Below are 13,683 nucleotides of genomic sequence, written 5' to 3' on the forward strand. Positions count from 1 at the left end.
ATGGATTGAAGAAATTATTGAGAGGACTTGGCGCATCGCATTCCAATGTAGGGACTTCTCTTTTCAGGATTTTCTCGCGCCCGATAGGTTGATCGGGCAAAAATCGAACTCACACTCCAAGATCCTCCACGATGCACTTTCATGGTTCCGGAGTCCGCCCCGTTGGGATTATGGATGAGGGTCGGTTGGTTCTCGTATGGTGTATACCAATCGAAGACCCACTCGGATACATTTCCAGCCATGTCATGAATTCCAAATGGACTCACTCCATTCGAGAATGTTCCAACTTCTAACGGGCCGGCTTTTCCCCGATCCAAAGCAGTTTGCATCCATTCACCCCATTTCGCCATGGATGAAAAGTTTTTGCCGGCCCAATAACTCGCCGTATTGGTTCGTTGAGGATCCCATGAGTTCCCCCAAGGATAGGCATAACCTTGAGGTCCCCTGGCGGCGTATTCCCATTCCGCCTCGGTAGGAAGGCGTTTGCCAGCCCAGGTGCAGTAGGCCGTTGCGTCATACCAGGTTACTCCGAGGACCGGATGATCCGGATTGTGAAATCGTTCATTCTTCCAGAACGCAGGGGCTGCTCGACCTGTCGATTCAAGAAATGCACGATAGTGGCGATAGCTGACCTCATATTGATCAAGATAATAGGCTTTTAGCCTAATCTGGCGTTGAGGAATCTCTGCTTGAAAGGCATTGAACTGGACTCCTTCAAAGTCTTTCATAAGACTGGAAATTTGATCCTCAGTGCTTCCCATCCTAAATTCACCAGCGGGAATCAAGATCATGGGGACGTCATCTTTTCCTGATAGGTCGGACTCCACCGCACCAGGTAAATCCTGTTGATGGAGCCGTGCTTCAAGAATGGGTTCCGGTTGAGATGCATTCGGTTGATCGCTTGCAGCTGGTTGTGAGCTAGAGTCATTTTGGAACATATTCTTAAAAAATCCGAAAAACCCTGAATTCTCCTTCGAGGATGGTTCAATCGCCGAGGGGGATGGGGGAGAAAGCGTGGATGCGGAAACGGAACCAGGCGTTGGCGAACTTCCAGAAGAAGGCCCAGCCGGATCATTTCCACCATTCGGGACAATAATTTGTGGTTGCGCAAGTTTCGCCTCTAGTTCCTTGCGCTCCCGTTCTGCGGCGGCTCGTCGTCGCTCTTCTTCCAATTCAGCCAGGCGCCGCGCTTCCTCGGCCTGCTGGCGTTGTTGCTCTTCTGCGGCAAGTCTGGCCTTTTCGGCTTTCATGGCGGCCTCTTGCTTCAGGCGAGCAACTTGTTCCCGCTCTTCTTGAAGGGCCGCGAGTCGGGCCTTTTCAGCCTTCATGGCGGCCTCTTGTTTAATGCGAGCCTGTTCCTCGGTCACCCGGCGGGCTTCAGCGAGTTGGGTTTGGCGGGTGAGTTCCTGTTTGGCTAAGGCTTCCTTCCGGCGTTGTTCCTCCGCTTCAATTCTAGCCTGTTCCTCGGCCACCCGGCGGGCTTCAGCGAGTTGGATTTGACGGGTGAGTTCCTGTTTGGCTAAGGCTTCCTTGCGGCGCTGTTCCTCGGCTTCAATTCTGGCCTGTTCTTCGGCCATTCGGCGGGCTTCAGCGAGTTGGATTTGACGGGTGAGTTCCTGTTTGGCCAAGGCTTCCTTGCGGCGCTGTTCCTCGGCTTCAATTCTGGCTTGTTCCTCGGCCATTCGGCGGGCTTCAGCGAGTTGAGTTTGACGCGTCAGTTCCTGTTCCGCCAAGAGTTGTTTCCGTTTTTGCTCCTCTGCCGCGAGTCGGGCCTTTTCGGCTTCCACTCGTCGCCGTTCTTCCTCGGCTACCATTCGCTGGGCTATGGCCAGTTGCGTTTGAAATTCCCGTTCTTGTTGTGCCAAGAGTTGTTTGCGTCGCTCTTCCTCGGCGGCGAGCTTGGCTTGTTGGGCTTTTAAGGCAGCCTGTTGCTGCACTAAGAGGGCTTCCTGTTCCTGACGGGCCTGTTCCGCGGCGACCCGCCGGCGTTCCTCCTCCGCAGCCAGGCGCTGGGCTTCGGCCAGTTGCGCTAGGGCCAGTTGGCGTTGTTTTTCTTCGGCGGCCACCCGGGCTTGTTCGGCTTTTAACGCGGCTTGTTGTTGCGCGAGGAGAGCTTCCTGTTCCTGACGGGCCTGTTCCGCGGCGACCCGCCGGCGTTCCTCCTCCGCAGCCAGGCGCTGGGCTTCGGCCAGTTGCGCTAGGGCCAGTTGGCGTTGTTTTTCTTCGGCGGCCACCCGGGCTTGTTGGGCTTTTAAGGCAGCCAGTTGTTGTGCGAGGAGAGCTTCCTGTTCCTGACGGGCCTGTTCCGCGGCGACCCGCCGGCGCTCATCCTCCGCAGCCAGGCGCTGGGCTTCGGCCAGTTGCGCCAGGCGAGTTTGTTCTTGTTCCGCCAAGATTTGTCTCCGGCGCTCCTCTTCGGCGGCCACCCGGGCTTGTTCGGCTTTTAACGCGGCTTGTTGTTGCGCGAGGAGAGCTTCCTGTTCCTGACGGGCCTGTTCCGCGGCGACCCGCCGGCGTTCCTCCTCCGCAGCCAGGCGCTGGGCTTCGGCCAGTTGCGCTTGAAGATCCCTCTCCCGCTGTCGTTGCTCCTTTAAAGATTGGAGAGCTTGCAATTCAAATTTTTCCCGCTCTGCCTCTAGCGCGGCAGCTTCTTCTTCTACCGTTTTTTGTTTATCAGCCTGATCGCTCTTTCCAGATGGAACGTTGTTGAAGACATCCAAGGGATTTCCAAAACTCTTTAAGAGCCCGACAATGGTCTCGACCGTTCCAGCTGCAGGATTGCCAGCCTTTCCTTGACGATTGGGGGTGTTGGCGACTTGAGGATTTGAGGAAGATTTTCCGGGAATAAAGACAAATTCTCCCTTATCCGCACTCAACCCCCACATTTCCGGTCGTTGCACATGTTTATGGGTGAGAGCAGCCGATTGCACGTGCTCATCGAGAAAGGTGAAGAGTTCGGATGTGGGAATGATTCCATCGCCGTTCAGGTCACCCTTTCCCTTTCCGATGCCTTCCAGAAGATAATAAGTAAACACGCTATGTTTCCACTTCGGTCCGGCTAAGGCCTGTTGCCCGGTTCCTCCTGCGGTAATCAATTGGCGCGCTGGTTCACTGGCAATCATCTTCAGATAATTACTGGTCATGGGGGGAAACGAACGCTGACTGCGACCGGAAATGCCTCCATAACAAATGTCAATGAGAAATAAAACCTGTTGTGCCGTAAGTGATTCGGAAAGTTCACGAAGAAGGTCCACACTGATTGCGGTGTCCTCAAGAAGGCCCGGTTCGGTATCGACGGGCATCATATAGCCTACAGGTTGCTGCTTTCCCTTGCTGGGGGTCTCTCCAATATGTCCCGCAAAAAAGATTAGCACTCGATCATTTTTTTGTACTTGCGTAACAAGGTTGTGGCGCAACTCCTGAAGGATCGCTTTTTTGGTGGCTTGAGTGTTGTAGAGTGATGTGACCGTAAAGCCTTGACGTCCCAGCATGCGTGCCACCGATTTCGCATCATCGACCGCATAGGCCAGGCCGGCGAGGTTCAGATATTTATCAATTCCTATGACGACGGCCCAGGATTTTCCCTGGGACTCGGCTATATATTGGGCAGGAACTTTTCCGTTCACGGTACTACTGGAGGTATCTGCGTGGGCCTGGATTGGGAGGAACAACGCGGTCAAACCGCATAACAAGAAAGAGAGCAGCAAGATGCAGGGAGAGTGAAGGGATCCTTTTCTCTGGATGGGGTGATGTAGAATGCGATCGGACACCGTTCACGTGCTCCTGTGGCCTATGTCAATTTTACTCATGAAAATTCTCGGAAGAAAATAAGCCAGGGCCATTTTCTTGATGCATCAGCATTTTGTCTTTGGCCTTTTTGATTCGTTTCGTTAGATCCTTATGTTCGGCAACGATTGAAAGAACGTGTAATAAGCATGGTGCTGACCCCGGACGGCGTGGGTTTTCGAGTCCAGTTTACTGGGTCTTGCCTCGGAGATGCCATTGTTGGCCTTGCACACGACTTGAATAATAAGAGACGGTCCTTCTTTAAGCCTGTCGGGCATTTTCCTAATTCGGGGGGCTATGCCTGAGTAGGGGATAGGTGCAGGCGATCCCTCTGGGAAATATGGATTGACTTCATGAGAAAGAGTTTATAGGATCGCCTGGTTTTCTACGTCATCAGCATCACGTTTTTTGGATATGGTTCCATCTGATAGCCACTAAAGCTGAAGAAGGGCGTGATTAACACCATTCTTTTGGACCTGTGGTGTTGAGCGTACCATCCCCCAAACCCATAGTTAAAGTCGATAATAGCGCTTGGACCATCGCGCCAAACCTGTTGTGTGGAAATTTTTGGGAAATCTTTTTTGTTTATTCCAATTATATGAGGAAAAATAATGACTTATTGGCTCATGCAGAACTTGGTATGTAGGCGAATTCAGCGGTTGGCCTGTTTCCTTGTGTTGGCAATGCTCGTCATCAGTCAATCTGTCACTCAAGCCAAAGAATTAAAGGATGTGATTCCTGATCTTTATGGGGGAAATGGGTTTCAAACAGATCCGAATTTTGCAGGCAATCGGTCCAATGATTTTGGCAATGCGGTGTTCGATTCATTTAATGAACTCACTAATGGCATTGGGGCTCAAACGGGGCAGTTCGCGGTGAACTCTACCGTGGCGGCGTATCGGTTTGATGTTGAGCGGGGAGTTCCTGTTGAAGTCACCAAAAGCCTCGGTCCACTCTTTGCGGAACGAGCCGACACCCTTGGAAAAGGGCGATTTGATTTCCAGGTCGTCTGGTCAAACGCCAATTACAAAAAATTTAATGGCCAAAAGCTGTCTTCTCTCAGTGAAGATGTCTCTCCCACCGCCGGGCCGGGAACTCCGCCGAATGCCCCAGGTTTAGATGAGCTATTACAAATTGACCTGGATGTCAAAGTGATTACCAATTTTGTGGGATTTTTCGGCACGTATGGCATCACGGATAATTGGGACATCAATCTTCTTGTACCTCTCATCAATAACAAGATCAAGGCAAAAGCGAAGGCGACCATGCTTGATGCAAACGGGGTCCCTTGTACTCAAGGTGGTAATTGCAGTGGGATATACGTGATCAATGGGACGGCCCCCGGTACGGGGGACCCTTCAAGGGACAGTTCTTCTGCGGATAAAACCGGGATCGGAGACGTTCTTCTTCGAACCAAATATAACTTTCTGAAAAATCATGAGATTTTACCTGATTTGGGAGTACGCGGGGGCGTTTCTTTTCCCACGGGAAACGAAGATAACTTCATGGGAGTCGGAGAATTCAGATTTGAGGGATTGGCTGTGGCTTCTAAATATTATTCATCCCCGATCGGCATGATTGGGCCCCATGTGAATACGGGCTTCGTGTTCGTCAACAACAAATCAGAATTGAATCTTTTTACCTATGTAGCAGGGTTTGATATTGCCCCTATTCCGGTCTTTGCTTTCTCTCTCGACCTCCTGGGCCGTCACGAATTGGACGATAAGGATAATAGTGGAAAGGACATCGTCGATTTGGCTCCCGGCCTAAAATGGGCCCCACTTCCCAACACTCTGGTTCAGGCAGCCGTCCAGCTTCCACTCAATAAAAATGAAGGGCTCCGTCCGGATGCGGTCTGGACGTTAGGCGTTGGAGCGACGTTCTAAAGAAATGAATCGTCACACTTTGCTGCTGCTGTCCTTTTGAAGCATGTTTAGGGAAAAAGGAAGAGGACAGAGGGAAAAGGCAAGCGAAAGATGCCTATACTATTGGATATCCTGCGCGAGGCGAAAACCAATCTGGATGCTCCGCGAGTCGGCGCTGTACCCATTACGAAACGAAGAACGCAAAGACATTGGAGGGTTAGTCCAGCCACCACCTCGTCTCACCCGTGTTCCGCAAATCCCGTCATTCGCCTCTAGCCAGGCCGACCCATTTGTCGGGGCATGCTGATAGTCGTCGTGCCAGCAATCCTGGACCCACTCCCATACATTTCCGCTCAGGTCATGAAGGCCAAGGCCGTTGGGTTGTTGGGTTCCAACTGGTTGAGTTCTTCCATTGCTGTTTGTGTTGAACCAGGCATATGTCGAAAGCTGTTCCTGTGTTGAGGTTCCCGCCCAAATTTCGCCTTTTCCCATATTTCTGGCTGCATATTCCCACTCAGACTCTGTGGGAAGTCGATAGCGATAACCGGTTTCCTGTGATAACCAGGTTGCATAGTCCACGGCATCTTTCCATGAGACATTGATCACCGGATGCTTTTCACGTCCCCATCCCTCATCTCCCGGAAGCGGCCGACCCGTCGATATGGCGAACCGGTCATATTCTTCGAAGGTGACCTCAAATCGCCCCAGAGCAAATTTTTTGATACGGACCTCTCGTAGCGGTTGTTCGCTTGACGTACTCTCTTCCCTGGTATCTCCCTGTTGAAAGGTCCCGGCAGGAATTGAAACCATTTCGGGATCCAGATGGATGCTCACTACCGGGGCGACGACTCTCAGGATGGCCATTTTAAAAGCCTTATTCTCCTCTGCCAACCACGTGCCCAACCCACCCAATAGAATAAGAACGACCCCCATGAGCCCTGCTCGTTTTATCCATCGTTTTTGACGCTTTGCAAGCTGATACTGTTTTTTCAGCATGGACACGGTTTCTGCATGTGAAGATTTCGCCGGATTCAGGCTGGGTGGTCGGGCCCTAGTCGAAGGCTTGCCAGGAACCGATTGTCGTCTAAGACTGTCAGGCTTTGTTTGATCAGCCAGGGGTACAGGGGAAGATTTTTCCGCGGGCAGAGTTGTTTGCTTATCGTCGTTCATTGGGTGCGCGATCCAAACATGCACATGCGATAAGAGATGGGTGGCCTGTTGAAAACATTACTCATTATTCTGTGACTGTTCGTCCTGTTAGAGGATATGGCCTTTTTCCCATCTTGACGGAATGAGTCAACTAACATTGGCTTGCGAGACCCACCTATCGTCATGTCAAGTTATTTTAACAGATAACTCCCTGAACAAAAGCAGTTTTTCTTAATGTAAAAATTCAATAAGAATTACACAAGTGCTCGCGGGCGTGAATTTGGACAATCGGTTGAACCCGAAAAATTGTGGACGAAATGAGGCCGCGTATCATGACGTTCAAGGCCCGGAACGTCAGAGATGACTCCTGTGGGATGGGTATGCTTAGAACAAATAGATGCGGGATGAATACGGTTGGGAGGGTTGAAGAGAACGATCGAATATATAAAAACAGTTCGTCATGTCTTTCTTGATAGTTGTATGTTTGCGTTCCTGCCGAAACTGGGCAGTCCCATGTGTTGTATGGAGCTGGCGAGAGGAATTGAACCTCCGACCTGCGGTTTACAAAACCGCTGCTCTACCGATTGAGCTACGCCAGCTCGGCTAATTTAAGCATCATCATACCAAAGGCTGAACCATTCAACCAGCATGGGATACATAAAAAATATTTTTGCCAACTAGCCACGATTCAGGTCATTTGCAGCAGAACTTTTCGTACCCCACTCTGTGCGGCTTTTTCCATGGCCAGAACGCCATCCAGGAGTGCATAGCGGGCATGGATAAGGGGGTCGACCCGGATGTGGTTCGATTCTAAGAGGCGGATGGCCGGGGGGAAAGGGCCGCAACGAGATCCAATTAAGGATATTTCCTGAATGACCAAAGCCGCCATATTTAAAGACAGGTTCCCATGATACGTGGATTTGAGCACAAGTGTCCCTCTGGGTCGAATTAATTGCATGGCCGTGGAAAACCCTTCGGGGCGTCCGGTGGCTTCCACAATGATATCTGCGCCTGGAGAAATATCACCCGGGTGCGAGGTCACCTTGATGCCCATGTGGGTGAGCCAGATGTCATGGTCCGAATGACGGCCCAATAGGGTAACGGCACATCCTGAAAGCCCAAGAATTTGTGCGCACAGTACCCCCAACTTGCCATCTCCGATGACGACCACCCGGTCTGTTGGCTTGATCGAGACTAATTGGGGAATTTCACAGGCTGCGGCTAAGGGTTCGATAAAGACGGCCTGATCATCGGAAATGGAGTCAGGCACGACAAAAAGGTTTTCAACCGGCAGAGTAAGAAAATCTGCAAAGGCCCCATCCCGACCCTGAATGCCTAATGTGGTGCGATGAGGGCAATGCGTGGGATGGCCGTTGGCACAGGTTTCACAAGTGCGACAGGCGGCATTGATTTCTCCGACGACCCGTTTTCCAATCAATTCCTTATCGGGGGCCTCATCGACTATCCCAACAAATTCATGCCCCAAGACCCCTTGAAAGGCCATATACCCTTTGAGTAGCTGAAGATCGGTCGAGCAGATTCCAGCTTGGATGACCTTGATCCTGGCTTCCCCATGGGGACGCGGGGGAAGGGGTAGGTCGGTTTGAAGTTGAAGCTTTTGATGAAGAACAAGTCCCCGCATTTGGCTTCCTTAAAAAATATCTTAGAAAATGGTCTGAGAGAACCATAACAAAAATGCTGGCAATCTTCACCAATTTCTATGAATATTCAGTAAAACAATTTTCACAGTAAAGGTATCTCTATCTCCGGCGTGTTGTGAAAACTCTTCCATCTTGTCAGGAAAGGTTTTGAGACTTTAGTCGATAACGTAAACGTGTATGGACGGTTGGGCGTTGCCCATCGAATTAAAGGAGAAGTCATGATGATTGCCGGTATGGCCTCTGCTCTTTCTGGAATTCAAGCTGGGGGAAGAATGCTCAGCGTTGGCGCGCATAATATTGCCAATGCCCAAACAGAAAGTTTTAAACGAATCCGTGCTCTTCCAGAAGAATCGTCAGGGGGCGGTGGAGTGAGGGTAACTTTGCAAACAGATGAACGCCCCGGTCCCCAATTTCTCTCCAGTGATAATTCGTTCAGTCTTCGCGAAGGATCTAATGTGGATCTCGGCGAAGAAATAATTTCCAATCTGCAAGCGGTGAATCTCATAGAAGCCAATATGGTCAGCATGAGAATTCAGGGGAAAGTTTTGGGCTCCCTCTTGGATATTACCGAGTAATGCCTCCTGCCTGAATGTAGTCATTCTTCATTTGATCCAACTGCTTTACTCCGTCTAATATTTCCTGCAGTATTTTCATGGGCTTTACGCTCGTGAGAATGACGGAGTGTTTAGTCCTTCTCCCTACAAACAGCCGGTTCTGAAGAAGTTTATGTCCTCCAGGAGCGTCTTTTCCTTTTTTAGAACGAATGTCTTGACAAAATGGATGATACTCTGTTCGTCACCCGCCTGTACGGGTGCAGTAAAAAACTAGGGATTTGACTTTGAACGTGGGAAAACAATTATTGTAGAATCAAATGGTTATACGAAGTGAGGCGATTTGTCTTGGGGAATTTCTTGAGAACGCCCAGGGTTGTGAGATAGAAATTTTCCTATTCACTCCGTTTCTATTACATTTTTTGAACAGGAGATCGGGATGATGCACATGTCACGGTTGTTTGCTGGCACTGCCAGGCCGTTTCGAATTGCCCCTCCATGGGGTTTCCTTGTCCTATTTGTAGGATTGGGAATGGTCGGTGGATTTTTGGGAAATGGGTGGTTTGTCCCCGCCCAAACGCAAGCGGCTATACCCGGAGCGTTCATTGAAGGTTTTTCAGAAATTGTTGAAAAAGTGGGTCCCGCGGTTGTCAACGTGGCAGTGACTGGTGGGGGTGGACCATCTAGAGGCTTACCTCCCGGACCTTTTGGAGGGCCTCCCGGTGGAGGACCTCCCGGTGGAGGACCTCCTGGAGGCGGACCTCCCGGTGGTGGTCCCGGCGGACCTCCAGGTATGAGTGCCGGGTCCGGGGTGATTATTGATTCTCGCGGATATATTCTGACGAATAACCACGTCGTGGAAGATGCAAGTGATATTAAGGTGTCTTTTCATGATGGACGAGAAATGTCAGCAACGGTTGTCGGGACTGATCCGAAGACCGACCTAGCAGTCATTAAAGTCAAACTTGAAAATGGCCCGCTTCCTTCAGTGGCCTGGGGAGAATATGAATCCCTTCGAGTTGGAGATGTGGTGTTAGCCCTCGGGAGTCCCTTCGGATTACGCAATACCGTGTCGTTGGGAATTATCAGCGCCCTCGGCCGAGGTAGTGTCGGTATTACGGAATATGAAGACTTCATTCAAACGGATGCCGCGATTAACCCGGGAAATTCCGGTGGAGCCCTGGTGAATATGAAGGGTGAGCTTATCGGAATCAATACGGCAATTTTTTCCAGAACGGGTGGTTCCGAAGGCGTGGGATTTGCGATCGCAGTCAGTATTGCGAAGGATATCGCTGCAAGCCTGATCGAATCGGGGAAGGTGGTTAGAGGATGGATGGGAGTGGCCATTCAGGAATTAACGCCCGCCTTAGCGCAATCATTCCAATTACCTGAAGGTCGACAGGGTGGGGTATTAATCAGTGAAGTACATGAAGATGGCCCTTCCGCAAAGGCCGGACTACAACGGGGTGATGTAATCCTCGAATACGGAGGTGAAGCCGTTAAGGATGTCAATCATCTTCGTAATATTGTCGCCCGAACAAAGGTCGGAAAGAAAAAAGAAATTAAAGTGTTACGCGAGGGCAAAGAGACCTTGCTGACTCTGGAGCTGGGAGAACGGCCATCCGATCAAGCACTGGCAAAGACCGGGCCGGTAGAAGAAGAAGAGAAAGCTCCGGCTATGGCCAAGCTGGATAACGTATTGTCGGGAATGACCGTCGCACCAATTAGTGGGGAAAGCCGGAGTGAATTCAATATTCCTGAACAAATCAAAGGTGTGGTTGTCTCGAAAGTCGAATCAGGCAGCGCCGTTGAGGCTGCGGGTATTCAGGCTGGTGACGTCATTCAAGAAGTGAGTCGCCAAAGTGTGAAAACGATTGACGACTTCAAGCAGATTGCGTCAAAAATTGCCAAAGATGAGTTAGCCGTTTTGTTGGTCAACCGGCGCGGCAATAATCTGTTTATCGCAGTGAATCCTCAATAAGGAAGAGGTACTGAGGGGGGCGACCGTGAGCCCCCCTCGGATTTTTGTGGCGCAGAACTCACATGGCTAAACAAAGCAAAATTGGTTCCTGGTTTGAAGAGAAAGTCTTTAAGCCACTGGAAGACAAAAAAATGCCCGTCATGGAGCATTTGCATGAGTTCCAATGGCGACTCACGCGTGCGGTCATTGTTATGGCCTGTGTTTTTGTCGGGACATTTTTTTATGCGGATACGCTGGTGTCCTGGCTACGGATCCCTCTGCAAAATTATTTCATTTTAGATTCATGGGAATGGATGCCATCGGATTTGCCAAAAATTCCCTTCGTCTTCCTCTCCCCGGCTGAAGCCTTATGGCAAAATGTGAAAGTGGCCGGATTATGTGCAGTTGTTTTGTCGACTCCGCACTGGTTGTGGGAGGTCTGGCAATTTGTTCTTCCTGGATTACATGCCCAGGAACGCCGGTTTGTCGGACCTTTCACCGCCATTAGTACAGTGGCCTTTTATTTGGGATTGACCTTCTGCTTTTTTGTCGTCTTGCCCTTCGCGTTGCATTTTTTGATTTCCTATGGGTTGGCTTCGGGATTTATTGCACAAATTTCTATTGCCAATTATGTAGGTTTTATTCTGTGGTTCATGTTGGTCTTTGGACTGATTTTTGAAGTTCCGCTCGCGTTGACCTTGATGGCGAAATTAGGCTGGGTGGATGCTCCTGTATTACGAAAATACCGGAAATGGGCCTTTCTGGGATCCTTTCTCTTCGCGGCTATACTTACGCCCACGCCTGATCCATTCAATCAATGTATTATGGCCATCCCGATGTATTTCTTTTATGAAGTGGGTATTATCAGCGCCCAAGTCTTTGGCAAGAAAAAAACTCCAGAGAGTGAGGATGCTGGGGCATCCGCTCCGGTCTCTGGCCCGCCGGCAGTTCGGCGTCCTCCGCTAGCCCCACAACCAGTGGGAGCCGGGTCTGGTGGGGATGAGGAATATGTCGACGTTCCGGACTCAGGTCCGCGGTGAAATGAAATCCAGCTGAGGCATTTTGATGATACGGGTGGCTGTGGTATTGATCAGCAGCAAAATACAGTCAGGCCAAAAACCTGATGAGAATCGGAAACCTTTGGAAAGGATCTTGACGAACCACCAATTGACCCTTTTATCCTATGATGTCGTGGCGGATGATCGTCAAGCCATTTCCCACCAATTGGACACAATCTGTGAGACGACCGCGCCTCATATCATTTTGACTCTTGGAGGAACAGGTGTGCGACCAACCGATTGGGCGCCAGAGGCCACCAGGGACGTGATTGAAAAAGAGATTCCCGGCATCGGAGAAGCCATGAGAGCTGAAAGTCTTAAAAAAGTCAGGACTGCCATGCTCTCACGAGGAACGGCTGGAATTAAGGGGACCACACTGATTATGAATTTGCCCGGAAGCATAAACGGCGTGCAGGAAAATTTAAATATCGTTCTACCGCTGTTAGAGCATATGGTGGAGAAAATAGGAAGTATGGCCACGTCATGACCTATGCGTGTGGCCGAATTTATATTATCCAAACAATCATCGTAGTGGATGTATGTGGAGGGATTCATGGCAACTGAACTGAATATGATTCAACCATCCTCGAGTTCGAGTGGGGATGTCTGCACCTATATGTGGGCGTGTGCCATTTGTGATGAAACCGAAACCTGCCAAAAGGACCGCGAAGGACATAGTCGCTGGCTGGTCGGGAAGCGCATGGAGCGCATTGATTACAAAATATTGGTCATGAGCAATAAAGGCGGGGTGGGAAAAAGCACGATGACTACCAATCTTGCCATTAGTTTGGCTCTTAAAGGCTATGAAGTGGGCATATGCGACATGGATATTCATGGCCCCAATATTCCCAAAATGGTGGGAGCCGAAGGCCAAAAACTCAAAATCAGTACAGGCGGCGGAATTATTCCGCATCAAGCCTATAATCTGAAAATCGCCTCCATGTCATTTCTTTTACAAAATTCGGATGATCCCATTATTTGGCGGGATGCGTATAAGTTTGAATTCATCAATCAATTGTTAGGGGGAGTGGAATGGCAAGACCTTAATTTTCTGCTGATTGACCTGCCGCCAGGCACCGGGAATGAATCGGTAACGACGATTGATCTTATTGGTGATGTCACGGGTTGCGTGATTGTGTCCACACCACAGGAAGTGGCCCTGTTAGACTCCCGGAAGTCGGTCACGTTCGCGAGGGATAGTGAGCTTCCCATCATCGGTATTGTGGAAAACATGAGCGGGTTAGATTGTCCCCATTGCCACCAATCCATTGAGTTGTTTAGAAAAGGTGGGGGTGAAGCCTCGGCCGCAGACATGGGCGTCCCATTCCTCGGTCGCGTGCCACTGGATCCGGAAATGGTTCTCCAATGTGATCGTGGCGAGCCCTATGCGCTGTTTCATTCGGATCTTCCCACGGCTGACGCTATCCATGGAATTGCGAACAAAGTCGAGGAATTCTGTAAAAAGAAAGACTCCCTGGTAAAGGTGTCGGCCAGGCCGGCTCCATTCAAAAAGGCCTAACAGGTCGCCGAGAGCGGGTTGCGCTGCGTTCTCCGGTCCATCTGACTATTTGTTTAGAACGGCAGGGGATGGCTGGATATTCAAGGATTGAATGTGTATTGGCGGCCGTAATGAAATGAAAAAACATATGTGTT

9 protein-coding genes and 1 tRNA gene are annotated in these 13,683 nt (G+C 50.3%); 6 read left to right on the top strand and 4 right to left on the bottom strand.

The genetic code is table 11. The features are described 5' to 3' along the window. Window positions 1-14 precede the first annotated feature (14 nt). Window positions 15-3,770, bottom strand: coding sequence for an SUMF1/EgtB/PvdO family nonheme iron enzyme (locus LX98_RS08415; RefSeq protein WP_496428476.1), 3,756 nt, complete (start codon window positions 3,768-3,770; stop codon window positions 15-17). A 627-nt stretch (window positions 3,771-4,397) separates the two neighbouring features. On the opposite strand from LX98_RS08415, the gene LX98_RS08420 reads away from it, so the two are divergent. Continuing rightward, window positions 4,398-5,672: a transporter gene (locus LX98_RS08420; RefSeq protein ID WP_496428477.1), complete on the top strand. Its 1,275-nt coding sequence runs from the start codon at window positions 4,398-4,400 to the stop codon at window positions 5,670-5,672. Between the two features lie 99 nt (window positions 5,673-5,771). Here LX98_RS08420 and LX98_RS08425 read toward each other — a convergent pair whose 3' ends face one another. From LX98_RS08425 to LX98_RS08435, 3 genes are all read right to left on the bottom strand, one after another. Beyond that, complete coding sequence (locus LX98_RS08425) at window positions 5,772-6,647, bottom strand: SUMF1/EgtB/PvdO family nonheme iron enzyme (RefSeq protein ID WP_496428478.1); 876 nt, start codon at window positions 6,645-6,647, stop codon at window positions 5,772-5,774. Window positions 6,648-7,323: 676 nt separating this feature from the next. After that, window positions 7,324-7,399, bottom strand: a tRNA-Thr gene (locus tag LX98_RS08430). An 89-nt stretch (window positions 7,400-7,488) separates the two neighbouring features. Beyond that, window positions 7,489-8,442: an alcohol dehydrogenase catalytic domain-containing protein gene (locus tag LX98_RS08435; RefSeq protein WP_496428479.1), complete on the bottom strand. Its 954-nt coding sequence runs from the start codon at window positions 8,440-8,442 to the stop codon at window positions 7,489-7,491. A gap of 237 nt (window positions 8,443-8,679) precedes the next feature. Here LX98_RS08435 and LX98_RS08440 point away from each other — a divergent pair, with 237 nt between their 5' ends. The 5 genes from LX98_RS08440 (at window position 8,680) to LX98_RS08460 (ending at window position 13,549) form a co-directional block, all read left to right on the top strand. Further along, entirely contained in the window at window positions 8,680-9,036 is a 357-nt protein-coding gene (locus LX98_RS08440) for a hypothetical protein (protein ID WP_496428480.1), read from the top strand. A gap of 424 nt (window positions 9,037-9,460) precedes the next feature. Continuing rightward, window positions 9,461-10,993 (top strand): Do family serine endopeptidase, encoded by a 1,533-nt coding sequence (locus tag LX98_RS08445; RefSeq protein WP_496428481.1) that lies wholly within the window; start codon window positions 9,461-9,463, stop codon window positions 10,991-10,993. 62 nt (window positions 10,994-11,055) lie between these two features. Next, window positions 11,056-12,012, top strand: a complete 957-nt coding sequence (gene tatC / locus LX98_RS08450; protein ID WP_496428482.1) for a twin-arginine translocase subunit TatC — start codon at window positions 11,056-11,058, stop codon at window positions 12,010-12,012. A 25-nt stretch (window positions 12,013-12,037) separates the two neighbouring features. Next, the gene (locus tag LX98_RS08455) at window positions 12,038-12,517 is read left to right on the top strand and encodes a molybdenum cofactor synthesis domain-containing protein (RefSeq protein ID WP_496428483.1); all 480 of its coding nucleotides are present in this window, start codon (window positions 12,038-12,040) and stop codon (window positions 12,515-12,517) included. Between the two features lie 66 nt (window positions 12,518-12,583). Beyond that, window positions 12,584-13,549, top strand: coding sequence for an Mrp/NBP35 family ATP-binding protein (locus tag LX98_RS08460; protein WP_312747828.1), 966 nt, complete (start codon window positions 12,584-12,586; stop codon window positions 13,547-13,549). Window positions 13,550-13,683 lie beyond the last annotated feature (134 nt).

It is taken from the genome of Nitrospira marina, from assembly GCF_059568365.1.